This is a genomic window from Paenibacillus sp. J22P165 (assembly GCF_059692015.1).
The window spans coordinates 151,876-175,937 of sequence record NZ_JCAUAP010000007.1; the positions used below are offsets into that span (position 1 = coordinate 151,876).

The window sequence follows — 24,062 nt, forward strand, 5'->3', positions numbered from 1 at the left end:
CTTGTTCCCCCTGAGTTAATAAGTAATTTCTACGCCTAATGCTGACAATTGTTCAAAATACCCTGGACATGTTTTGGATACGCAGCCAGGATCGGTGATACGAATGTTGGCTACTCTTAAGCCGATTAAGGACAACGCCATGGCCATGCGATGATCATCATGCGAATCTACTAAAGCTGGCTGCGGCTGCCCTGGATAGATGGTTAATCCATCCTGATGCTCTTCTACACGAACACCGAGCTTGCTGAGCTCTGTGCATATCGCAGCAATCCGATCGCATTCATGATGGCGAATATGGGCAGCATCCGTAAGTGTAATTGGTCCGTCCGTAAATGGAGCCAAAGCCGCAATCGTTAAGGTTTGATCAGACCATTTCTTCATACTGAGCGTAAATCCACCTTTGAGGTGAGTTGTTCCCTGTACTTCTACAAAGGAATCGCCGCGTGTTACGGTACAACCCATTTGCTCCAAAACGTCCAAAATCTCAATATCTGGCTGACTCGTGCGTCTCGCATCAATGCCTTCAATGCGTACGCAGCCTGCTGTTAGCGCAGCTAACGCCCAGAAATAACAACAGGTAGAAACATCTGGCTCAAGTTGGAGTGTCTGCGCTTGATATTTCCCTGAAGGGACATGGATGGCATTACCATCCTCAGTGAATTGTGCTGTGACACCGAATGCTTGCATGATATCCACGGTCATTTGGACATAATCCCGTTGCACGATTTCCCCTTCAATCTGAATCGTAAGCGGTGTTTCCGTGTATGGTGCAGCTAACAATAGACCACTAATAAATTGGCTGGACGTTGAACCTGCCAGCTTCACGTGGCCACCTTTTAATCCAGAGGCATGGAGCTTGTAAGGTAACCGATGTTCCCCCTCTTGATAGTCAAAAGCTGCTCCAATGCTTGATAGTGCAGTAAGCAACGGTGCTAATGGCCGCTCGCTCAATCGCTTGCTCCCTTTGATCGTCCAATTGCCCTTTCCCACTGCCAAAGCTGCAGGTAAGAATCGTGCAATTGTTCCAGCAGCCCCCATATATAGCTCCCCAGAAGGTTGCGGCCAATTCCCTCCACATCCCTCTACATAAGCAGTTTCGCCATCAATGACTACGGACACACCTAGTTTGGTTAATGCGTCTATGCACCAGTACGAGTCATCGCTCTTCAATATGCCAGCTAACTGTGATGTACCTTCTGCCAATGCTGCGATGATCAAGGCTCGGTTCGTTAAACTTTTACTGCCAGGTACTCGGATTGTTCCTTCTACTTTCGATGTTGGAGGACTAATCTGAACTTCTTTCGCCTTATTCGTAGACCACGGAGAACGAGCTTCCAAATCCGGTTGTTGTAACATCATGTTCGCCACCTCTTTTGAATTATTTCGTTAAACCAATTATAATGAGTGAAATGAAATAAATGAAATTGGAATTTTACTATTTTGCCATAGAGGTGATCTATATCACATGATGAATTTGGAATGGTATCGTATTTTCTTACATACAGCGAAATGCAGGAACTTGACGAAAGCTGCGCAAGAACTTCATATTACCCAGCCTTCCGTCAGTTATGCCATTAAGCAGATTGAAGAAACGGTAGGACTCAAATTGTTTCATCGGTTATCCAAAGGGGTCGAGCTTACTGAAGAAGGGCGCACGCTTTTTGATTATGTAGAGCAATCCTTTGCTTTGCTGCAATCTGGACAGAAACATCTACAGAATCTTAAACAATTACATCAGGGTGAGCTTCGAATTGGGGCTAGCGATTCGCTGATTAAGCATCTCCTGCTCCCCCAGTTGAATGCGTATCATCAGAAATATCCAGGCATACGGATTCGGCTTTCACATGGAAAAACAAACGAGATCACGAAACGCCTTAAAGAAGGCGAAATCGATTGCGCAATTGTGCACATGCCGATCGACGATCCGGAACTTTCTATTCACACGTTAGCCGTTTTGGAGGATTGTTTTGTGGTTGGGGAGGCTTTTCAAGAGCTTGCGGAGCGTGAACTCACGACGAAAGAGCTTGCGGAACTTCCATTAATCTTACTATCTCCTGGCAGCAGTACCCGAGTGTTCATCGAAAAATGGTTTGCTGCTAAGGGATTCGAGGTCAATCCCGATATCGAATTAGGAAATATTGATCTCCTATCGGAGTTTGCAAGGTTAGGGTATGGTGTTGCCTTCATAAGCAAGTCATTTGTTCTTGAGGAGCTACGATCAGGCACACTGTTTGAGCTCACAATAGATGAACCCCTTCCTCCGCGAAGTATTGGGTTGGCTGTGCGCCGAGATATGAAATTGTCGGTTGCTGCAGAAGGCTTTGTCGAGATTCTTCAAGCGTAATTTGCCATAATTGAACGATTTTCCCTTTTGTAACGTCAGTATTGAAGAAGTAATTAATATGGTTAAGGAGTATAAGCATGAAAAATTTTCTTACATCACGATTGAAGTGGCATACGATTATGGAACAACTGGAGTCTTATTGGGAAGCTAACCTATTGAAATGGAAGAAACGGTTAAATCCATTGACTAATAAAATCGGATTTGGCATCTACTTTTATAAAAACTTGACCTTAAATCTGAATCGATTGAACAAAGAAATCTTACAGATTGCTGAGGATCATATCAACCTTTCGCTTCTCAAGAAATCCGAATTCCCAAGCTTTATTTCCGTGGTTGATGGCATTAGTGCTTCCACGCTGGTCATGAAAATACCGAACCATATTACGAAGCAGATCACGTCGATGGTCAGAGCTCTCCCAGGCTTCAAATCATTACAAGCCATTGCTTGTGAGTATGGATATAAATGTGAGTTGCATTACAATCAAGGGAAAGCATTTTTCGGTTCGCTGCAGATTCACTTTATCAAAATCAACCCCTATCCTTCTTTACCAGCTTGAAACACCTATACCGCGGCAAAATAAAAAAATCTCCAATTATGGAGATTTTTTTTGTATGTCTGTCTATTCAATTGAGTATCGAATAAATGCTAGTAATGCTAATAAACCTGCTGCAATCGATATGACATATAAAGAAGTAAGCCTTACCCACTTCGTACCTGTTTTTTGAAAATATGACTGATCCCCTTCACGGTTTTTACGAGAAAAGCCGATGAAAAACGTCGATAATAAGCCAAATAATAAAATAATTGAAAATATCACCAAATAGATAGACGTATGCATAAGAAAACCAACCACCCTTCTTTTGTCTAGTTTAACTCTCTTCTTCTAAATTATATAGGAGCTTGTCTTATTAATCATATATATCCGCTTTCATGTTCATACAAATTTCAAAAAATAACGATTGTACTGACGCGAAAATGTCACTTTTATGTCCATAATGTTAACTTAATTTATATTATGTAAACTACATTCATTAATATTATAACCACTAGTGGAAACATTGGTTATACTCGTATTTTCATTTGAACGACTTACCATAAAAGCGTTATGCTACTCATATAGACGATACCTATTGGAGGCCATAACCATGTTAAAAATCGGAATTATATTAGGCAGTACTCGCCCAGGACGCAGAGGTGAAGTCGTTGCTCAGTGGATACACGAAGTTGCAAGTAAAAGAACGGATGCCTTGTTCGAGATCGTCGATCTGGCCGATTTTAATTTGCCACTTTATGATGAACCTCATCCACCGATGATGATGAAATACACGAAAGAACATACGATAGCTTGGTCGAACGCTATTCGTGCCTATGATGGTTACATTTTCGTAACTCCGGAGTATAACCACGCGGTACCAGCTGCTCTTAAGAACGCAATTGACTTCCTATTCAATGAATGGAAGGATAAAGCTGCTGGCATCGTCAGCTATGGTGGAGGTACGGGTGGTGCGCGTGCAGCTGAAAACCTCAGGCTTATTTTAAGTGAATTGCATATAGCTAGTGTGCGTGCGCAAGTGACATTATCCCTCTTCACCGATTTTGAAAACTTCACCGTGCTAAAACCTAACCCGCGTCAAGATGCCGCTGCAAACACGATGTTTGACCAAGTCATTGCTTGGAGTGGTGCCTTGAAGTCATTACGTTAAAGAAAAAACTGAATTAGGATTTTCCTAATTCAGTTTTTTCTCTTTCTCATCGAATCGCAAGGTGAAAATAATTGCCCATTCAATTCTACTTAGCGCTTCTGGTGTGAAGTCCAATGTACGGATTTCGTTCGTGCTCGTCGCATGCATCCCCCACACATAAGCAGACTCATTCGTTCGAAATGTTCGCGGCTCACTGCTCTCGTGAATCAATCCCGTTCCTGTCAGTTTATTATCCCAAGGAACAGTAAACACGTACGTATTTGTGCCAGAATCGCGGCGCGTACCGACTTTAATCGTGCTCATTGCCGCTTGAGCATCGAGAGCTACTTTATCCATCGAGACGATAACTTCCAACGCATCACGATTTCTTACCTCAGAGCTATGGAACATATCGGCAATGCCTCCGATCGTCTTCACTTTCTGCCCATTTTGCCATAGATCAATATCTAATGTAGCGTGCGGGTTCATTCCCTTATAGCTTAACTCAAATGCGCCTGACCAAGCCCCCATAAATGGACGAAACTTAGCTCCTTCCCCTTTGAACAAATCGACAGGTGTAAGTGTGATTTCGCTTGCTCTGACGCTAGGCTTGGATTCATACCATGTACAACCAGCTATCCATAGTGCTAACAGAGATATCATAAAAATTAAGCTATATGACTTTAATTTGCTAATTATAATGGCTATTCCTCACTCTCACAGATATTTGTTTACATAACTAATATTATGTAACTTAAATTATTTTTCGAATTTGAAACTCGTTCTTATTTTACTAATCTGCTCAGTCATGGACTTAAATTCCGCTTTAAGAGTATCATCCTGAGGATTATATTCCACATTGCCTGGAGGGATTAAAAGGAACACATGCTCCTCGTCCTCTCCTATCTTGTAAAGCTGTCCTAGGCCCTTCGCGGTTGGCCCATTCGCAAGCCAATCTTCCTTCGTCCATACGGAAATGCTAAATACGACACCGCCAAACGCACGATTCGCCTTGTGGATAAAAAGGAAGTCCACCCGTTCAGATTCCTCAACTCTCCGTTCATCAACCTCATATTTCCCTTCCCAACTCGTGGGGATATTGAATGTGAATTGATATTTTGAATTGACATACCTCGTGTGAGGCACCTCGCTAATAAGTCGATGGTTAACTGCCCCAATATGAAGGTAAACGGCATCATAATTTCTGAAATCACCATCCCCTTCCGTGACGAACGTTTGGGTATCAACCCCAAATTGATTTCCCGAGATAGCGGCTTCTCCTATTTTCTCATTATTTTCGTTGTAGAAGGACAAGCCCGCTCCGATCATATTCTGACTGTTGCCAACACCGCTAATCGTCAATTGACCTGTCACCTTGGTCTTATTTCCTGCTTTCGTTACAATTAAATTACCAACTGAAACATTGGCGTAATCAGGATCTACGATGTCCAACGGTTTGTTTTTAATCATTATTTTTTCAGATTCCGAATCATAATCAATCGCAGCTCCTAAATGTTCAGCCACAAAGCGAACCGGGACATACGCATGTCCGTCTACATTCAGAACCTGATACTCCTTGTTCATAGCTACTTGACTGCCATTGATCTCAAAACTTGCTGGAAACAATAACGCTTGAATGGTATCTGATGCGAAGGCTATTGACGTTCCTCCAAGAAGTAATCCACAGCTCACACCTAGCATAAATTTCTTCATCGTTCATCCATCCCCTATACTTATCCCATATTTTAACAAATACATCCAATTAGACGCATAAGCTCAACTTTTGTTTCATCCTGTAAAATGTAAAAAGCCGAGCAACTTTCACTCGACTTGAATTCTCTTATTTCATGGATTGGATTACTGCGGTCCATTTATCATTTTCCCAATCAATCTGTGCCCCAAGTGCCTCTGTCACAAAACGTAAAGGGACATACGTGGAACCTTCACTCGAAATGAATGGAGCCATTGAAAGTGTCTGCCCTATTCCGTTTACTAGCGCTTGTTGCTTTCCTATCGTCAGTACAATCGTTTTGGCGTCTTTGATAAGCGTAATTTCGCTTCGTGTTCCCTCCCATAGTACTTTAGCTCCCATGGCCTCAAACACCCCGCGAAGCGGGATAAACGTACTTCCATCTATAATTTTGGCTTTAGGCGAAACTTCGATGTAGGTACCATTAATGCGAATACCAACGTCATTAGGATGATATTGTTTCGGGCGGTCTGTTTTAACCGGATTACCTTTAGGTTCTGTTTTGGGCTCATCTGGGTTGTCTACGGTCGTGAAAGACCACGTTGTGTTCTCAACGGTTACCGTATAGGTCTCCCCATAGGCAAGCTCATATTTGGGGATGATATGCCATGCGTTCGTATCGCCAAGTTCTTGTTTTAATTTGAAAATCTCGATGGCTTGTCCTTCCCTGTTCACCAGCGAGGCGGTCACATCCGACTTATCTTGGTCTACCCCTGCATAGGTGATAAAATAACCCGACTTCTCCAAATCAAATGTTTCCAATGGATTAGGGCTCTCAAGGCCATAGAAGCCAATCGGCACCCCCTTCTGACCATCATAGGGATAAACACCTGTTCCTGTATGTGTGAACCATCTCTTTGCAGGATTTAGGACAATCGCATGCTTGTTATAACCTACACCCAATAGGGACATGTCAGGGAGAATCAAGCTTGATCTATGAAGCGGGGCATCTAATAGTGACTGCACGCCATCTTCTGGCGAATCCGTATTGAAAGATACATCCTCAAATACACCGAACTTATCCGTATCAAAACCTGCTGCTGCTGCCCGATCCCAAGGTAGCTTTCCCGAGTAGCCTTGTTTGCTTGGTGTTTCTGTATGTCCATTCTCTTGATTCATTTGCAGATAACTCGCATGCTTATCGGCCGCTGTGGTAAGTGCAGGATCTAGACTCATCGATTGAATTCCCATGTGGGACCTTACTTCGTTCAGGTAGTTTAATGCTGCGATTGCGCTACTCGGGTCGTTTGCCGCGGCGAGCAAGCTGGGATTGCCAATCACTATAGATAATGCTGTAATGGCCACTGTCAACTTGACTTTCATCTTCAATACATTTCTCATCGTACCTCCGGATTACATGGTCTACTTTCTATAAATCATTAATTTTCGACAAATTCCAACGTTTTCCTGCAAAAGAAGGCATAAAAAAGCCACCAAGTCGTAACTCGGCAGCCTGAACACTCGTATAGTTCTCGTCCTTTTTAGTCTAATTGGACTTTTTTATCTGGAAATCTTGCATGGTCAAACATGCTTTTGACCTGAGCGATTGTATTCCGTTCAGCTGATAACTCTGGTAACTCATGTTCACCAAAGAATTGCACTTCACTCGTTTCCACGCCGCTTAGAGCCTTCCCACCTGTAATTCGACAAAGAATAAACATCTTATAAATATGATAAGGCTCAGGCGGATGGTCATGAAACTTTTTATCCAGAACAGCGAGTAATTTCACGGGTTCCACATCAAATCCAGCTTCTTCTCGGATCTCTTTCACAGCAACTTCCGAAGGCGAGTAACCAATATCGGCCCACCCCCCTGGCAGTGACCAAGCACCATCTGCTTTTTCCTTCACGAGTAGAATTTTGTTGTCCTCAAAAACCACACCTCGAATATCAACCTTCGGCGTTGCGTAACCTGTTTCATTGGCAAAACTAAGGTTAATTTTATCTATGCCCACCATGGTATAGGTATCAAGGATGTCCTTGCTGATTTCTCGCAAAGCTTGGAAGCGTTCCAGATGGAAGACATCCTTCGAATAGGTTAAACCGATTTGAGCAATCGCTTGGATTTGCTTCGCCCAGTCTAGCCACTTATGACTTACATTGTGTTCATTCTTAATCAACTTTTGAAACTGATCTACGCTTGTGAATATACAATCAGGTTCCATTTCGAAATGACTGCTTTGGTACGTAGACAGCCATTGAACACCATATGTCCGCAAACCGGCTGCTTTACCTGCCTTAATATCGGCATTACTGTCACCTACAAAGACGGCTTCATCTAGGGTAACACCGAGAAAATCCAGCGCTGTGATAATCCCTTCGGGATGCGGCTTAGGCTGCTCTACGTCATCACCCGTTATCACAATATCAAAGAAATTCGATAATTTCAGGCTCTCCGAAGAGATCTGATACGCTTTTCGACTTTTACCGGTGATAATGCCCATTTTCACTTCTATTGTTTTCAAATAGGTGAGTAATTGGTACATCTCGTTTGACATAGGTACTTCTTCTGCATGATGGTTCTCATAAATGTGGTAATAGTCAGCAATAGCTTCTTGCACTGTTTCTTTATTCCTAAGATTTCCAGCGATAATCTCATCCTCTGTTGGCCCAAACATAGCGATCAGTTCATCTGTGGAAACATCCCGATCATCGTACCTTTTAAACACAAACTTAAAAGCATAAAAAGATAAAGGTAATGTATCCGCTAATGTCCCATCAAAGTCGAATAATACAGCTTTAATCGTCATCTCTTCACACTCCAACTTTTCTTCCGATATATAACAAATGTGAGGAAATCCCTAGAATAGATGGATCACGCGCTAGTTTAATGAGTAAATCAATGAACTCGCTGCTTTCTCCTCGGTCAGCCCAATATTGTTTCTGTTCTTGAGATATGACGGCAGCAAGGTTAGAAGAACCTATCAGCTCTAACGTCTCAAACCCCTGACTTTCCATAAAAGGCTTGATGTCTTCCACATTGTAATAGTAAGCGCCTGTAAATCGGCCAGCATCCGTATGATTAAAAATGCCTTCTTCTTTAAAATGTGAAATAGCGGCCATATTGTCATTCGGTTTCCAAGCATTCGGGAAGAGCAAAGAAGTTAGCAACATACGCATCCGACTTTGAAAGGCGACAAACACAATACCATCGTTCTTCGTTACACGATACAGTTCTTTCGCGGCAGCGATTCGATCACCTTCATCCTGCAAATGATAAAGAGGTCCGAGCATCAACGAAGCATCGAAGCTATCATCTGAAATTCCCTCTAAGTATGTGGCGTTCAAAGTATGAAATCCTTGAAACTTATCTGCTAATCCAAACTCACTTGCTTTGCCCTTCGCGAGCTCGACAAGATTCGGTGTTAGATCAGAAAGCGTCACGTTATAGCCGAGCTTGGCGAGTTCCATCGCATATTTGCCGGGGCCAGCCCCATTATCCAGGACATGCCCTGATTGAGGGAGATACGCCTTCATGTAGTGCCAATTTACCGTAAACTCAATCGGCTCGCGATCCAATCTTCCCCACTCATCAAACTTTGCATAATAATCGATCACATTCTTCATCGGTTTTCCCTCCCTTTAGTGAAAAAACAAAAAAGACCTATCGCCTACAAAGAGGCGACAGGTCTAACCAGCGCGGTACCACTCTTCTTGATTTGTAACATAAGTCGCTTACAAATCCTCGAGACCTGATGACGGGGGTTAACCGTTAAGATCTACAAGACACTTCGACCTTACCGCTCATGGGTGAGTTGGGGATCCTATTGACTGTCTTTCACCGAAGCGACAGCTCTCTGAACAAAAGGAGTTCCTTACTAGTCCCAATCATTGCGTTTAGATATGAAATTATGGAATGTGATGTAAGTTTATTATTCCAAATACTTCCTGTCAATGCTTATATTTGATAATCTGTTGATGCTACAAATGCGTTTTCAATTGATCAATGATATCCGCATATTCTTCCTCTGTCAGTTGCTTATTGTCAGCAGGATTCATTTCAAACATTTTCCCCCACGTGTATCCGTCCTTATATTTCGGCACAATATGGAAATGAACATGAGGCATTGTATCGCCGAAGGCGCCGTAATTAATTTTGTCTGGAGAAAAAGCACGTTCAATGGCAGAAGCAGCTTGAGCTACATCGCGCATGTACGCATCCTGGTTCTCTTGCGACAAGTGAAAGAATTCGGTATGATGCTCATTCAAAGCGACAATACAGCGGCCCTTATACGTTTGTTCTCTAAATAAGTACAACGTCGAAACACGCAATTGTCCAATTTCAATCATCAAGCTCGCTAATGCCTCATTCTTGCTGCAATAATTACATACTTGGCTCATGTGAAAGTCTCCTATTCTAGCAGTCAGATAGTGGGAATGTTTACTAGTATCATAGCACACTCATCTTCGTTCTGAACAGTAAGGCTCCGCTAGCTTCCTCACCCGTTCGATCCCATCCCACATGTCGCCAGGACCATCATATACAAGGGTTAGCGGCCCTTTATAGCCAGCTTGCTTGGCAATGTCTAAGCATCTTGTAAATTCTTTCTCATCTGGCAAACCTTCGGCATTCGTCTGTGCTTTGGCATGGATGGATTCACTATGCGGAATCGTCAAGGCAAGCGCATCAAATTTGTCCGAACCTTTGAAATTGCCGAAATCCGATGTAAATCCGATAAGATCTCCGCATCCTTTCATAATCTCTAGGCAATTATCCGCGGTGGAAGACAACGATTTGAAATTCTCTGTGACCACCCGTACACCATGTTCAGCACCGTACTGCCCTAGCTCGCGAAGTGCATCGATGGATCGCACCAATGCTTCACGGTCTGATGGCTCTGCTTCCCCAGCGATAATGCGCACCCTTTCGGCACCTGAGCTTGCAGCAATATCAATCCAGCCTTTAATCCAAGCGATGTCTGATTGTCTACGGAACTCGTCTGAGCTAGAAATATCACCATACTCAAGCAATAACGTATAGAATCGCAGACCTGCTTCTGAGCATGCTTGCTTCAAATTTTGTAAATACGCCTCACTCGTCTCAGGAAAATGAAAATGACATACCTCCATTGACGAGAAACCCTTCGCAGCTAATGCAGCTGGCAACTGGATCAAAGAAAGTAACTCAGGTTGTTCTTGCGTGTCTGTGAATAGCGTACGTGTATTTTCGTCCCAGCGTGTCCAACGCAGTGGCCCTAGATTCCGATGTAAACTCCAACTCGTTAGTGATAGAAATGGCATAGCTTCCATCCTTTCGTTTGTCCTATTTGGCAATATCTTATCAAACTCATACGTCAATCACCATATTCGAAATCGCAGATAGATGTCTTATTCTGCTATTATCTGAAGCAAATTACTATCGAAATAGATAGTACACCTCATTAATAATTAATAGCATTAACTAATGGTATTATTACAAAAGAGATAACAAAAAGAGCAGGTCACCTAAGCCCTGCCCTCTATAATCTCAACTATTTCATACGCTCCAGAAGCTCCGCTAAACGCTCATAGGAATCTTGCATCCCTTGCTCCATACCGGAATGGAGCATGCCATCACGATCAGCAACAGATTGAAACACAGATTCCATCACAAGCTTGGTCTGACCGCCTTCTAGCGCTTCAAATCTAGCCGTTTCCAGGATAACATGTCCCTTCTCTGGGAGTCCTTCAAATTCAAACGTTTGAATTATCCGTTCAGGCGCAGCGACTTCATGATACACACCGCGAAACGCAAACTCATTTCCATGACTATCTTTATGGATATAACGCCAGCTGCCTCCACTCCATGGTTCAAATGTCACCAACTGCATGGTCAGCTTCCGAGGTCCAAGCCATTCAGCAAACAGCTTTGCATCCGTAAAAGCTTTAAACACAAGCTCTCGTGGTGCATTGAACACCCGTGTCATACAAATCTGCTGACCTCCAGGCTCATAAGTGAGAATCGCTTCATGTTCGATCAACCTATTCCACTTCCTCTCATCGAATTACTTGCCTACTATCATAATCGAATATTCCGAGTTAACCAAATTTACTTGCCTATAATGTGATTCGCCCAAAAGCCTTCAGCGTCATCAAATTGTGCAGGGTCAAATACCCCTGCCATTCCAGCTTGGCTTGCCCCCATGCCTCCTCAAATCTCCCCCACGACCAATTCGGAACCCAGGTTCCATCCTGACCTTGCGCAAGTATCAATGCGTCCAAATCACCAGCTAGCACATCCTGATACTTGGCATAGAAAGGAGATTCAGGACCATCCACAATTTGAAGTGGAACCGCACAGTAGCCATTTCGATCTTCTGCTCGTTTTACGACACAGTTGTCCATGAACTTTTCCATTGTAGGTCTGATGTCATGTTGCAGCTCCTTAGGTAACCGCGCAAATAGCCTGGTATAGCAAAACAGTTCGTGCATTTCCATTAGGCTCGATGTTTGCAGCAAATGCGAAAATGCCTTCGTTTGTAACGCTTCAGTTAGTGATGTATCGGCAATCTCCTTAAAGGCAAAGAAATATCCGAGAATCTCGGCATTGGGATTTCCCCAGTGCGCTTGAAAACCCTCGTAATTCCACCAAATTGCACGTGGCGCTTCATTGGCTGCGGCTGAAATGATTTCCCAGCCTTGATATTCCGCGATGTAGGTTTGTTTGAGATAATCAAAGCAATCCTCAACCAATCCTAATCTAACATCGGAGTTGAGCTTGGATACATACTGAAGCGCATGCGTTGTAGCAAGTACGGATGAGGCATCTGCTCGTAGATCAGGCTCTAGTGCACGACCGAATCCTTTATCGTCGTTCTGATAGCTTCTGAGTGCCTGTATGACACCTTCAGGATCCCCTCCTTCGAATTCATACAGAAACATCGCCTTATCGATCTCTCTTGCCTGACTAAGTAGAAAGTCCCTCGCTTTATCATATTGCTCGCTAGTCAACATCATCCGCTCTTCCCCCTATCAACAATGCTATAGCTGAATAATTGATCTATGTACCAAGCTCATGTTGCTTCCTTCGATAATAGATAACAGCTCCAAACACCACTACGCACGCCATGGAGACCCAAGAGCTATACAGAAAGACTTGCCGCATGCCATAGGCTGCACTCATAATACCACCAACGAAGCTGCCGATAATACGAGCGGCTCCGAGGCTGAGCAGGCCATTGAGTGTCTGTCCGCTTGCTTTCCACTCTGGAGGTACTTCTCGATTAATAATTGTGGCTAAGGTCACGGATAGAACAATAAAGATAAGTCCATGTAATACTTGTACGGGTAATATCCAATGTGCAACTTCAATCTGTGAAAATAAGAACCAACGCAAAGCTGAAGCCAGTGCTGCCACGAGTAAAATGATGGAGACCGGAACACGTTTGAATATGATTCCTGAGAATAAAAGAAAAGGCAGCTCACTTAAGGACGATATCGCCATCGACCAGCCTAACATCACACTGTCTCCGCCCATTTCCTTGAAGTAGATCGGGAAAAAAGCATAATAATAGCCAAGTGTAATTTGAATAATAAAATTGATGCTGAGATAGAACATCAATTTTCCATTTTTGAACAATTCACGGAACTTCCGCCCCATCACATGCGCAGGCCGCCCTGCAGCAGCTGGAAACCGCCAGAGACAAAACAACCCAGCAACCATCGTACAGGCATAAACAGGGAACATAGAACCGATGTAAGACTTTGCAATGAAACCAAAGAGGAGTGACATCAAGGCGAAGCCTATTGTGCCTCCTAGACGAATCCAGCCAAAGCTCCACGTGGGGTGTCGATCTAGTTCCTCCAATGTAATCGCATCGCTAAGTGCAAATATGGAAGTCTGAAAAAAAGTAAAGATACAAATAAACATAAGGATATAGAAGAATTCATGAGAGAGTGGGAAAAATAAGATCGAAATTCCACTGCCAATGAGTAGCACGCGCAGGACTTGGTTTTTCGATTTGGCACGATCCCCGAATGCCCCCCATACTGGTTGACCAATCATAGCAATTAAGGGTCCAAGACTCAAAAGCAGCCCAATCTGTTCTTGTGAGAATTTCGCGTTGTTGAGATATACGGGCATGAATGTCCCATACACTGCGTTCCCCATATAAATGACGACATAAAATAGTAAAAATGAAATCAGCTTCGTCGGTATTCCCTTCTTTCCTTGTTGAAGATTAAACAATGCCTAGCCGCATGCGATATCCGAATAATATCGATCGTTCTTCACCAGCGAACGCCTTCTCCACAAGCTCGCGAAACGCCGCTGCTTCTGACTCTAGTTCTTTCGCACCTAACTTTAGTGCGGATTGTAAGCTGCCCTGACTTAACGCTAGGTTCACATATCGGTTCGCATCGCAGGACTCCCAATTGTGAAACACGATTTCTCTCGCATAGCGAAATAGACCTGAAGCTTCAATTTGCTTCAAATGCTCGTCCTTGTTCCATTTATGCGCTTGCTCATGCTCTGGTGCGAGTTCAACAGCTCTTAGGTGGCCTAACGTTGTCAGCTTCATGTACTGCTGCTCGATTTTCCAATCAATGACCGGTGGCCAGTCACAATCATAAGCGGCGAACACCCCGCCAGGGCGAAGGATACGAGCGAATTCACGCAATGTGCTTTGCGGCTCCATCCAGTGAAACGATTGTGAACATGTCACAATATCAGCAGAACCCGCTGGCAGCTCCAACTCGTGGGAGAGCCCGTTCTGGAAGATAAGTGATGCTGGCTTGTCCATTGCCTCCCATTTTGCTATGGCAATCGCACGCATATCATCACTTGGCTCAACGCCGATAATCTGATCTGCGTCATGCATCCACAGGAAAGAAGAAAGGCCTGTACCGCAGCCTACATCTACAACGGTTTGGGGTTTTTTACCCAAATAAGCAGTCAAAATGTTAATGACTTCCTGCGGAGCCGTTGGCCGGCTGCCATCGTATAGAGCACCAAATCCAGTAAAGCGCTGTACATTACTTGTGCGAATATGTTCGATCATACGTTCCCCTCCTCTGAATGGTCACAAAAAAAGCTCAACCGTAGGATGAGCTTCTAACTACTTATTTAACGTACATGCACGTGCAATCGTCCTTCGAGATGGAGGATGCCTTTATCCTGAACGGCTTCCTTGGCGATCACATGAATCCGCTTCAACCACTCATCTGGCTTATAATTGAGAGTTTCCGCTTGAACTAACCGCTCCGCATGATCATAACAGGTGTCATAGCCGCCTAATTTACGAATGACCTCGACATAGTCAACAACAAGCTTCCGAGCATCTTGCGGGGTATAACCGAAACTCTGAACAAGAGCATCAACGATTCCGCGTTCATACAGATTCAACCGAACTTGTGTTTTCATAGTAGATCCACCTGCCTCCCGTAAAAATGTTATAACCAGTGAAACGAAGGGATGCTTCCCATTTCTCTGAGGAGAACACCACTTGATTGCCAAGTCGTAAAGCATCTAATTTCCGACCTCGCGTAGTTCGCAAAATTTGATCATAAAACCAATGTACATCTCTATTTAATTGTACTGCTTCTTCAATAATTCGTCCAGTATCACCATCAGCCATAGGACCAATGATAATATCCGGATGCTTGTAACAGGGGTCCGCTTCCCCCTTTTTCATGACACTGCGATGCGACATCACAAACTCAGCCCATGCTAAGGAATCACTCAAAAATATGAGAGGCTCCATCTTCGAAGGAATCGCAATCAGCTCAATTTCAAGCACACATGGAAGCTCGTGCCCCATTATCGATCGGGCTGATGCTTTTCGTGCCCAATTCCGCGCCTGAGCCGCTGATATCGTTGTATAGAATCCTTCGCCGAAATCACGGCCAGGTCGCCAAAATTTGCTATCCAATAATTTATCTTGAAAAAGGTTGACGAGATTGTCCGTTGTTCCATGATATAAACGCTGTGGTGTTATTATATCCATTTCGCTTCCCCTGAAACCCCATTCCCTTCAAATTGGGCTAGTAAGCACCACGAATGTGTTCATGTACTTGCGTTGCATAGAAGCTTTGCAAACGTGCTAGCTCATCAGGAGTAAAAGCTGGTACTTCTAAAGTAGCCAAATTATCTTCAATTTGCTTCACGTTTTTAAAGCCTGGAATGATACACGTAATGTTTGGATTCTCCAGAATCCATCGCATCGAAGCACGTGCCATGTTACCACGACCCTCACCGATCCAAGCAAGCTCCTTCGCGAGATCAACGCCTTTCGTAAATGGCAGACCTGCGAACGTTTCACCTACGTTAAACTGGTCACCGTTGGCATTGAAATTTCGGTGATCATCTGCAGCAAATGTGCTGGCAGCCGTGAATTTCCCGGTTAATAAGCCGCTTGCCAGAGGAAGCCTTACTAGAATTCCTACGCCCGCAGCGTTCGCTTGTGGGAAGAGCGCTTCCGCAGGCTTTTGACGGAACAAGTTAAATATTACTTGCAGCGCTTTAACACCAGAAACCGTGAGACAGAACAACCCTTCCTCTACGGTCTCAACGCTCACACCATAGTGACGAATTTTACCCTCAGCTTTCAATTTCTCAAGCACCTCGAAGACAGAGCCATCTTTCAAAATGGCCAGAGGCGGACAATGAATTTGGTAGAGATCGATTCGCTCACGATTCAAGCGTTTCAAACTATTTTCAGCAAATTGGCGAACGGCTTGTTCTGAATAAGTTGCAAGATTATGGATATCTCCAGAACGGCAAAACTTCGTAGCAATATGTACATCATCTTCTTTACCCTTCGTTGCTTTCGCGAGTAACTCTTCTGCATGTCCTGACCCATATACATCTGCCGTATCAAAAAAGTTAACACCAGCGTCCATCGCACGATGTAACCCTCGTATGGATTCATCATCATTGGACTCACCCCAACCACCACCGATGGCCCAAGTTCCGAAGCTAACCTCACTAATTTGAAGTTCTGTATCACCCAATTGACGGTATTTCACATCATTCACTCCTTTTATGTAGAACTGTATTAAGGGACTTCCCATGATTACAACACTATCCATTTCGCCATAGGATCAAAGGAAACCTGCCTATTTATGCAAAAAAAGGGTGTCCGTACATGACGGCCACCCCTTTGATTCCTTGTTAGAACGAAAGACTAGCGCTTCCGTTTATTATACCCCTTCTCCTCATACGGCTCTAACTTCTCTAACCATAGTTCAAGCAAGGCATCAATTTCAGCCCGATAGCTTTTCAGATCCGCGGCATCCAACATGATTTCATCCCGAGGCTCGATGCGATCAAGTACTTCAAATACGAAGCTTTGGCCACCGTACGTCGCCCAGTCCTTAGACAGCTCATTGAATGTATTGGTATTCATCTGCTTACAAAATTCAAGCCGATTCTTCATTCCATCCAAATCCATGCTGCAATTTACAAATATTTTGTCATTCTGTGTATTGCGAATTTGATAGACACCCATCGCGCGAAACGATTGCTTATAGTTGGTGGCTAGCTCCTTCTTCTTCTGTTTGTCTAACATGTCAATCAGTACCCCATTTCTTTCAAAATCCTGGACAGTGTGCTTAGTCGCTCCCCAATCAGCTCTCCGTCATCACTCAGCGCTTGGCTGAAAAGCTTGATATCTTCGTTAATTTTCTCATTATCTGTACATACGCCAACCGTCATGGCATCTCCTTGAAGTCCAATTCGGTCAATAATAGGATTTTCGGGATCATACGAGTTCTCATAGCGGTAAGCATCTTCTTGAAAATGCAGTTTTGTGCGGCAGACAAGTATGGCTAGATCTAGCACGCGGTGCAGTGGCAGTTCTTCGGATTGACGTGACCATTTCTCACCGGTATAACGCCAGACTTTAGCTGAGATGTCTACCTTACCTCTATCGTTCCACTGAGCAAGACCAAGGGAAAGCCCTTGTGTATCCGTGTTTTGCGTGTATCTACCGTCAATATTGGCATAATTCTCAGCAACGATGACCGGTTTATGTTTAAGAGTTGTTGGTATTTTCATTATGATTCCTCCAAGGGATACAAAGTATGGTTCTCCATCCGGTTTGATATTTAGTAATTTACTAATTTACTAATTGATAAACCAATGAGTTGAGTATACCTCAGCTTTTTTTTCAAGTCAATGGATACCTCACCCGAATGATACTCACATCCGCATGATGTATAGGTATCAACAAATTTGGCTATACTAGATAGACGCGAACGGCGTTCCCCATACAGAAAAACTCCCACAATTGAGCCTTTTTGGCACAGGTTGCGGGAGTTTTTCCTTTTACACTTATAAATCCTGACTAAGCCGAATCATGTCTCGACATTGAATACCATTTTCAAAAATAGGTTCCTTATAATGCCTTGTAAAAAAATCGAGATCTACGCCATAGATCCGAAAACCGCACTTCTGATAGAGACTGAGCTGCTGAACACCAGAATTCCCTGTACCTACCTCAATGGTCTGATAGTTTGATGTTCTAGCCGTCTCCACCGCGTGCTTGACGAGTTCCTTTCCATAGCCCCTTCCTTGTTTCTTCGTAATTACAGCGATGTTCACGAGCTCAACTGTCTTTGGTCTTGTTGGGAGCAGCAAATAGGAGCCGATAATTTCATGTTTATCTTCCGAAACGTAGCATTTGCTTTGATAGACATAAGATTCAACCATCGCTAGCTCGGGGTCGGCCAAAAGAAATAAGTGAATTGGATATTCCTCGGTTAGCTGCAATTCTCTAATGTGCAACATCCTGGGTTCCTCCATCCTAAGTAGGCTGTGATTCACAGTTGAAACCTTGCTTTAATCAGGGCTGCGACATCCTCTGGATGCACATCTGAATTGTTGATTCGCATATAATTTTCACTAGTTATTTCGCCTTCGTGTGAGTTCAATCGATGTTTCTCCATGCTTAAGCGTAAATTTTGTTCAGATGTTACAACGTCTCTTTTTGTAGGCTTATGAGCGAGTCGATGTGGCGTTTTGTTTCGTTCCACTCTTTCGTCCATTGACGCTTCAAGCTCAACGAAACAGACCTCGCCACCTTTAGATTCAAAAACCTCACAAGCCCTCTTCACGTAATCCCAATCCGCTTGCACATCAAACCCCCATACAAACGTAAAAATTAAACCTTGAAGCTCACTTCGCGCAACAGCCTCAAAAATCTCAAATCGAAATAAATCAACTAATCGCCAAGTTTCTGCTGAATACCCGAAAAAGGGATGAACAAGGTCAATTGTCATATGATTATGGAAGAGCTTCAACTCCGTTATTTTCTCGAGTTCTTGGCCGACCGTCATTTTGCCCACAGCTTGCGGACCGAATACTAGCACCAATTTCATATCTGCACCTCACTAACTTATCCCTTAACTTATTTTATCATGCTGCTTGCCCATTTATTTGGAAAAAATGAGTAGTATTCAATTTTTCCTTGCTTGGGGGCAGGAAATGGGGAGATACTCTCGCTTTTCGCCTCGAGGTGCCCAAGATACTCGAATTTTTCGAGTATCTCCTCGCTTTTCGACTCGCGGCGCTTGAGATACTCGAATTTTTCGAGTATCTCCCTGCTTTTCGACTCGCGGCGCTCGAGATACTCGACTCGCGGCGCCCGAGTTACTCGAATTTTTCGAGTATCTCCTCTCGCTTCAACATCACCAGTCCCGTGCTAGCCACTTTTGTCCCTGAAAACAAAAAAACAGCCGCCATAGGCAGCCGCTTCTTAGTTATAAGTAATTTTCAAGCCTAATTCAGCGGCTCGCACAAGTGCACCGTCTGAGAATTTCGGCTTTTTGTATTTGACTTCGAACTCTTCCTTGGTAAGCGGCGCCCAGGTAAAATCTCGGTTCTGGTACACCCACGTTTTGGTTCCCCAATCGACATGAATCGTACGACTTGCTACCTTTTTTACAACACCGATTTCAAGAATAACGCCTGTTTTGCCAAAAAACTTTGCACAGTACTTCCCTACCATTTCACTCACGATTCTTCCTCATTTCCACTAGTCAAATCACGCAGGATAGCGATTGCGATTTCAAAGGTATCCTCTTCGGACTGAAACTCATCCAAGAAAGATTTTCTAAAAACCTGCTGAATCGCTTGTCCTAACCCTGCCACGCTTATATCCTCTGCATGCTTAGTTATATAAATGGTTACGCTGCGAGCTTCACCATCGTACTCATCCTCAAGACTTCCAGGCTCAAGCAATTCCATGGGATCCCACTGATCCAGATGATACTTCACAACACCAATAATGGGTGAAGGATCATACGGCAGGGATGCTAAGTACGTATTTTCTTTCTTTATTTCCTTCTTTATACACCAAAGCATGTAATTCATCTTGGTTTCACGCGATACAGCTCGAAATTTCACAGAGATGGCCTCCTTTGTTGAACACCAGCTTAACCTGCTGCTTGCTGGGTAATCAGATCAATCCGTTGCAGTGTTGCCCCATAGCAGTTTATCATGTTCCCAAAAGGATGCCAACTTTTTATATTTAATCCTATAAATTATTAATGGCATTAATCATCGACAACTTTGTCTCAGCTAATCTATTTTGATTGTTATTAGGATCTTCAGGCTCCAACCATCCGAAACCATCCCCTGCATATCTTGGAAAAACGTGCACATGGACATGGCCTAAATCGTTGAATATACCGCCATTCTGGATGATCGTAACACCATCTGGTTGATAGAGTTTTTTGATTAGACGAGACATTTGCATGGAAGTAGTAAGCATAGCGGCTGCAACCTCATCCTCCATCTCATCCCATTCAGCAACGTGTTTCTTGGGAATCAGAAGAACATGTCCTTCATTCAACGGTGCAATATCTAAGATTACCTTCAACCACTCATTTTCGTATATAACATGTGCCTCAACTTGTCCATTTGCTAACTGACATCCTAAACAGGATTTCTCCATTCTATTTCATCCTCCCTACTCACAGGTTACATCATACAGCCCATACGTTACTTACCTATTCCATTCCTTGATGATAATTACCTTCCAATACAATACAAAAAACAGCCCCTCATCAGAGTGACTGCAGATTAACCCATCTCGTCTATTAACTAGAATACGTATAAAATCCTTGCCCTGATTTACGTCCGAGACGCCCTGCCTTCACATATTTCCTTAATAGCGGACAAGGGCGATACTTTGAATCCTTAAAGCCCTCGTAAAGTATCTCCATGATTGATAAGCAGGTATCCAGACCAATTAAATCGGCAAGCTCTAGCGGTCCCATTGGATGGTTCATTCCTAGCTTCATCACTGTATCTACAGCATCTACCGTTGCTACCCCTTCATAGACAGTAAAAACAGCTTCATTAATCATCGGCATGAGAATGCGATTCGAGACGAATCCGGGAAAATCCTGCACCTCCACCGGTGTTTTACCAAGTTCCTGACTAAGCTGAAAGATTGTGTCAAAGACAACTTGTGAGGTTTCTAGACCACGAATGATTTCGATCAACGGCATCACGGGAACCGGGTTCATAAAATGCATGCCGATGACCTGCGACGGGCGTGTAGTCGCTGCCGCAATTTCCGTTATCGGTAAAGAAGACGTATTCGTCGCCAATATCACATGAGGCGCACAGATTCCGTCCAGCTTTTGAAAAAGCGCTGTTTTCCAGGCCATATTTTCGGATATCGCCTCGATCACAAGATCCACTTGTGCTGCCTCGTCAATAACTAGCGCAGGCTGGATGCGACTAAGTATCCCCGCCTTCGCTTCTTCCGTCAATTTGCCTTTCGTAACACGACGCTCTAGTTGCTGTCGTATACTCGCTACGCCCTTGTCGAGCAGCTGTGTCGATAGATCGTGCCACAGCACAGTACGCCCTGCGGATGCAGCAACTTGCGCAATGCCACTTCCCATCTGCCCAGCGCCAACTACCATAATGGTTTGAATGAACATGGTATCTCGCTCCTACTGCTTCTTACTATCCCTTAATCCACGCGCAGCAAAATAGCATCGCCTTGCGCTGTTCCACTGCATATGGCTGCAATCCCATAACCACCACCATTTCTGCGTAGCTCATGAATTAGAGTGAGAATAATCCGCGTACCGCTTGCGCCAATCGGATGACCAAGCGCAATCGCACCACCGTTGACATTGACCCGTTGCGTGTCCCAACCTAGTAAACTTTCGCACGTAAGCACGACAGCGGCAAAAGCCTCATTGACCTCAAATCGATCGATGTGATCCAGCTTCATTCCCGTTTGCTGCAGCAGCTTCCGTATCGCCAATGCAGGTGTTGTCGCGATATAAGGCGCTCGCTCACCGACACTCGCGTGGCCAATAATTGTCGCGATTGGTAGAATGCCTTGATCTATGGCCTCATCCTTTGCCATGACAACCAGAGCAGCCGCACCATCATTCACGCCAGGTGCGTTTCCCGCTGTAATGCTGCCTCGTTTATCAAAAACGGGTGTTAATGCGGCTAGCTTAGGCAGATCCGTGTCCACACGCGGTCCTTCATCGTGAATCACTACGTTCTTTCCAACATGAACGGGGATAATTTCCTCAGCTAAATAACCTTTTGACATTGCTTCCAAAGCAAATTGATGACTACGCAATGCCCATTCGTCCTGTTCCTGACGTCCGATCGTGTACTCAGCAGCAACTCGACTTCCATGGACAACCATATGCACATTATCGAATGGGCAAGTCAGACCATCGTGAATCATAAGATCAATAAGTCGCTGTTCACCCATTCGTGCGCCCCAACGCGCATGCGTTGCCAAATATGGAGCCGAGCTCATACTCTCCATGCCGCCTGCTACAAGTGTTGACGCATCGCCGGCGCGGATGATTTGGTCCGCCATGGTCACACTCCGCATGCCTGAAGCGCACACTTTGTTGATTGTCTCTGATGTGATCTGCCAGGCGAGTCCCGCTCTGCGTGCCGCCTGACGAGAAGGAATTTGTCCTGCACCTCCTTGCAATACCATGCCCATCAAAACTTCCTCAATCGACGAAGGATCCAGAGACGCACGTCGTATAGCTTCTTTTATCGCAATCCCACCTAATTCGACAGCTGAAATCTCCTTCAGTGCACCACCGAATTTACCAAATGGGGTTCTTGCTCCGCCAACGATGACACTTTCTCGCATACACCTCGCCCTCCAGTCCTTCACTCCTTATTCAACAAGCGAACAATCGCTCTCTGCTGCTCTTCCATTGTGGCTTCGACCATCTGGAGCATCTTCGCATCGCGCATATATCGTTCAACTGGAAATGCTTTCGTATACCCATAGCCGCCTAACGTTTGAACGGCTTCAATGGTTACGGCCATCACCGTATCCCCAGCAAAAAGATTGGAGATCAGCTTTTTGCCGTTGCCGTTACCATTGCCATTACCGTTGGCCTTTTCCCCACCTTCCTCGCCGTTGGCACCTCCCCCCTCACTCTCACGCCATGCGGCTTGATACGTAAGCAATCTGGCTGCTTCAATTTGCACAGCCATATTCGCAAGCTTGAATGCGATAGCCTGCTGCTGCGCTATTGGCTTACCGAATTGCATGCGCGTCTTCGCGTACGCAATGGCTGCTTCCATGGCTGCTTGCGCGAGCCCAACGGCAAGTGCGGCAATGCCGCTGCGTGCACTTCCCAGGGTTCGCAAGGCAATCCGATAACCCTCTCCTTCCTCGCCAAGCCGATTCGCCACTGGAATGCGGCAGTCCACAAGCTCCAACGACAGGCTAGGAGCACCTAGCGTGCCGAGTTTTTTTTCCTTTTTGCCTAAAATGAACCCTGGTGTGCCTTTCTCAAGTATAAATGCGCTGCACGCATGCGCTGATAGATCATCTCCAGTCGCTGCAAACACGACAAAGATATCCGCTTCACCCGCATTGGTAACGAAAGCCTTAGTGCCTCGCAACACATATTCATCACCATCACGTACCGCACTTGTATGAAGCTCTAGGTTGATATCAGACCATGTAAATGCGCCAAGCTTCACAGCACTCCCCATCGGACCCAAGTTCAGCTGCTTTTGCTCCTCGGTGCCAAACATCGAAATTGCCGCACTTGCCAAAGCACTATGCACAAACAGCGTATATCCAGTCGATGCACATGCACGAGCTAGCTCTTCCAAGACCAAACTATGCGTGAAAGCATCCAAGCCAAGTCCCCCATACGCCTCAGGGATAAGAATCCCAGCTAAGCCAAGCTCCCCCATACTCATGAATAACGAGCGGTCAAACCGCTCTTCCTCATCACGCAGCACCGACTTCGGCGCAACCTCTCCTGCTGCAAAATCACGCACCATGCTACGAATCATTTCCAATTCCTCTGAAAGGCTGTAATCCATGTGGAGCCCTCCCT

At 44.6% G+C, this 24,062-nt stretch carries 28 protein-coding genes and 1 other annotated feature; of the genes, 3 read left to right on the forward strand and 25 right to left on the reverse strand.

The genetic code is table 11. The features are described 5' to 3' along the window. Positions 1-15: 15 nt before the first annotated feature. Positions 16-1,359 carry a 3-phosphoshikimate 1-carboxyvinyltransferase gene (gene aroA, locus AC58QM_RS18045; RefSeq protein ID WP_497286302.1) on the reverse strand — a complete coding sequence of 448 codons (1,344 nt, stop codon included), beginning with the start codon at positions 1,357-1,359 and terminating at the stop codon, positions 16-18. Positions 1,360-1,465: 106 nt separating this feature from the next. Between aroA and AC58QM_RS18050 the strand changes: the two genes are divergently transcribed. From AC58QM_RS18050 to AC58QM_RS18060, 3 genes are all read left to right on the forward strand, one after another. Continuing rightward, on the forward strand, positions 1,466-2,344 hold the full coding sequence (locus AC58QM_RS18050; RefSeq protein WP_497286303.1) for a LysR family transcriptional regulator: 879 nt from the start codon (positions 1,466-1,468) through the stop codon (positions 2,342-2,344). A gap of 77 nt (positions 2,345-2,421) precedes the next feature. Beyond that, positions 2,422-2,901: a hypothetical protein gene (locus AC58QM_RS18055; RefSeq protein ID WP_497286304.1), complete on the forward strand. Its 480-nt coding sequence runs from the start codon at positions 2,422-2,424 to the stop codon at positions 2,899-2,901. Positions 2,902-3,490: 589 nt separating this feature from the next. After that, positions 3,491-4,048, forward strand: a complete 558-nt coding sequence (locus tag AC58QM_RS18060) for an NADPH-dependent FMN reductase (protein ID WP_497286305.1) — start codon at positions 3,491-3,493, stop codon at positions 4,046-4,048. Positions 4,049-4,072: 24 nt separating this feature from the next. On the opposite strand, the gene AC58QM_RS18065 is transcribed toward AC58QM_RS18060, so the two are convergent. From AC58QM_RS18065 to AC58QM_RS18180, 24 genes are all read right to left on the reverse strand, one after another. Beyond that, complete coding sequence (locus AC58QM_RS18065; RefSeq protein WP_497286306.1) at positions 4,073-4,690, reverse strand: hypothetical protein; 618 nt, start codon at positions 4,688-4,690, stop codon at positions 4,073-4,075. Positions 4,691-4,786: 96 nt separating this feature from the next. Continuing rightward, entirely contained in the window at positions 4,787-5,740 is a 954-nt protein-coding gene (locus AC58QM_RS18070) for a stalk domain-containing protein (protein ID WP_497286307.1), read from the reverse strand. A gap of 127 nt (positions 5,741-5,867) precedes the next feature. Beyond that, positions 5,868-7,118, reverse strand: coding sequence for a stalk domain-containing protein (locus AC58QM_RS18075; RefSeq protein WP_497286308.1), 1,251 nt, complete (start codon positions 7,116-7,118; stop codon positions 5,868-5,870). 140 nt (positions 7,119-7,258) lie between these two features. Continuing rightward, the gene (locus AC58QM_RS18080; protein ID WP_497286309.1) at positions 7,259-8,527 is read right to left on the reverse strand and encodes an NUDIX hydrolase N-terminal domain-containing protein; all 1,269 of its coding nucleotides are present in this window, start codon (positions 8,525-8,527) and stop codon (positions 7,259-7,261) included. Between the two features lie 4 nt (positions 8,528-8,531). Next, a complete protein-coding gene (locus AC58QM_RS18085) occupies positions 8,532-9,344 on the reverse strand; it encodes a class I SAM-dependent methyltransferase (protein WP_497286310.1) in 813 nt (270 codons plus the stop codon). 47 nt (positions 9,345-9,391) lie between these two features. After that, positions 9,392-9,618, reverse strand: a binding site (T-box leader). A gap of 80 nt (positions 9,619-9,698) precedes the next feature. Then, entirely contained in the window at positions 9,699-10,118 is a 420-nt protein-coding gene (locus AC58QM_RS18090; protein WP_497286311.1) for an HIT family protein, read from the reverse strand. A 60-nt stretch (positions 10,119-10,178) separates the two neighbouring features. Then, positions 10,179-11,018: a sugar phosphate isomerase/epimerase family protein gene (locus AC58QM_RS18095; RefSeq protein ID WP_497286312.1), complete on the reverse strand. Its 840-nt coding sequence runs from the start codon at positions 11,016-11,018 to the stop codon at positions 10,179-10,181. A 230-nt stretch (positions 11,019-11,248) separates the two neighbouring features. Then, positions 11,249-11,737 (reverse strand): SRPBCC family protein, encoded by a 489-nt coding sequence (locus tag AC58QM_RS18100; protein ID WP_497286313.1) that lies wholly within the window; start codon positions 11,735-11,737, stop codon positions 11,249-11,251. Between the two features lie 76 nt (positions 11,738-11,813). After that, a complete protein-coding gene (locus AC58QM_RS18105; RefSeq protein WP_497286314.1) occupies positions 11,814-12,713 on the reverse strand; it encodes a hypothetical protein in 900 nt (299 codons plus the stop codon). Between the two features lie 43 nt (positions 12,714-12,756). Further along, positions 12,757-13,944: an MFS transporter gene (locus tag AC58QM_RS18110; RefSeq protein WP_497286315.1), complete on the reverse strand. Its 1,188-nt coding sequence runs from the start codon at positions 13,942-13,944 to the stop codon at positions 12,757-12,759. Next, positions 13,937-14,755 carry a class I SAM-dependent methyltransferase gene (locus tag AC58QM_RS18115; RefSeq protein ID WP_497286316.1) on the reverse strand — a complete coding sequence of 273 codons (819 nt, stop codon included), beginning with the start codon at positions 14,753-14,755 and terminating at the stop codon, positions 13,937-13,939. Before AC58QM_RS18115 ends, AC58QM_RS18110 begins: the two co-directional genes overlap by 8 nt. A 65-nt stretch (positions 14,756-14,820) precedes the next feature. Further along, the gene (locus tag AC58QM_RS18120) at positions 14,821-15,117 is read right to left on the reverse strand and encodes a hypothetical protein (RefSeq protein WP_497286317.1); all 297 of its coding nucleotides are present in this window, start codon (positions 15,115-15,117) and stop codon (positions 14,821-14,823) included. Continuing rightward, positions 15,086-15,700 carry a DUF3990 domain-containing protein gene (locus tag AC58QM_RS18125; RefSeq protein WP_497286318.1) on the reverse strand — a complete coding sequence of 205 codons (615 nt, stop codon included), beginning with the start codon at positions 15,698-15,700 and terminating at the stop codon, positions 15,086-15,088. Before AC58QM_RS18125 ends, AC58QM_RS18120 begins: the two co-directional genes overlap by 32 nt. Positions 15,701-15,737: 37 nt before the next feature. After that, complete coding sequence (locus AC58QM_RS18130; RefSeq protein WP_497286319.1) at positions 15,738-16,721, reverse strand: aldo/keto reductase; 984 nt, start codon at positions 16,719-16,721, stop codon at positions 15,738-15,740. Between the two features lie 158 nt (positions 16,722-16,879). Next, a complete protein-coding gene (locus tag AC58QM_RS18135; protein ID WP_497286320.1) occupies positions 16,880-17,263 on the reverse strand; it encodes a GIY-YIG nuclease family protein in 384 nt (127 codons plus the stop codon). Positions 17,264-17,268: 5 nt separating this feature from the next. After that, a complete protein-coding gene (locus tag AC58QM_RS18140; RefSeq protein ID WP_497286321.1) occupies positions 17,269-17,751 on the reverse strand; it encodes a DUF6530 family protein in 483 nt (160 codons plus the stop codon). A 276-nt stretch (positions 17,752-18,027) separates the two neighbouring features. Beyond that, positions 18,028-18,480, reverse strand: a complete 453-nt coding sequence (locus AC58QM_RS18145; protein WP_497286610.1) for a GNAT family N-acetyltransferase — start codon at positions 18,478-18,480, stop codon at positions 18,028-18,030. 35 nt (positions 18,481-18,515) lie between these two features. Next, the gene (locus AC58QM_RS18150; protein WP_497286322.1) at positions 18,516-19,073 is read right to left on the reverse strand and encodes a DEAD/DEAH box helicase family protein; all 558 of its coding nucleotides are present in this window, start codon (positions 19,071-19,073) and stop codon (positions 18,516-18,518) included. A gap of 377 nt (positions 19,074-19,450) precedes the next feature. Continuing rightward, on the reverse strand, positions 19,451-19,711 hold the full coding sequence (locus tag AC58QM_RS18155; RefSeq protein WP_497286323.1) for a hypothetical protein: 261 nt from the start codon (positions 19,709-19,711) through the stop codon (positions 19,451-19,453). Continuing rightward, positions 19,708-20,100, reverse strand: coding sequence for a hypothetical protein (locus tag AC58QM_RS18160; RefSeq protein WP_497286324.1), 393 nt, complete (start codon positions 20,098-20,100; stop codon positions 19,708-19,710). Before AC58QM_RS18160 ends, AC58QM_RS18155 begins: the two co-directional genes overlap by 4 nt. 130 nt (positions 20,101-20,230) lie before the next feature. Next, a complete protein-coding gene (locus tag AC58QM_RS18165) occupies positions 20,231-20,650 on the reverse strand; it encodes an HIT family protein (protein ID WP_497286325.1) in 420 nt (139 codons plus the stop codon). Between the two features lie 145 nt (positions 20,651-20,795). Further along, positions 20,796-21,650, reverse strand: coding sequence for a 3-hydroxybutyryl-CoA dehydrogenase (locus AC58QM_RS18170; RefSeq protein WP_497286326.1), 855 nt, complete (start codon positions 21,648-21,650; stop codon positions 20,796-20,798). A gap of 32 nt (positions 21,651-21,682) precedes the next feature. After that, positions 21,683-22,849: an acetyl-CoA C-acetyltransferase gene (locus AC58QM_RS18175; protein ID WP_497286327.1), complete on the reverse strand. Its 1,167-nt coding sequence runs from the start codon at positions 22,847-22,849 to the stop codon at positions 21,683-21,685. Positions 22,850-22,869: 20 nt separating this feature from the next. Further along, complete coding sequence (locus AC58QM_RS18180) at positions 22,870-24,048, reverse strand: acyl-CoA dehydrogenase family protein (RefSeq protein WP_497286328.1); 1,179 nt, start codon at positions 24,046-24,048, stop codon at positions 22,870-22,872. Between the last annotated feature and the right edge of the window lie 14 nt (positions 24,049-24,062).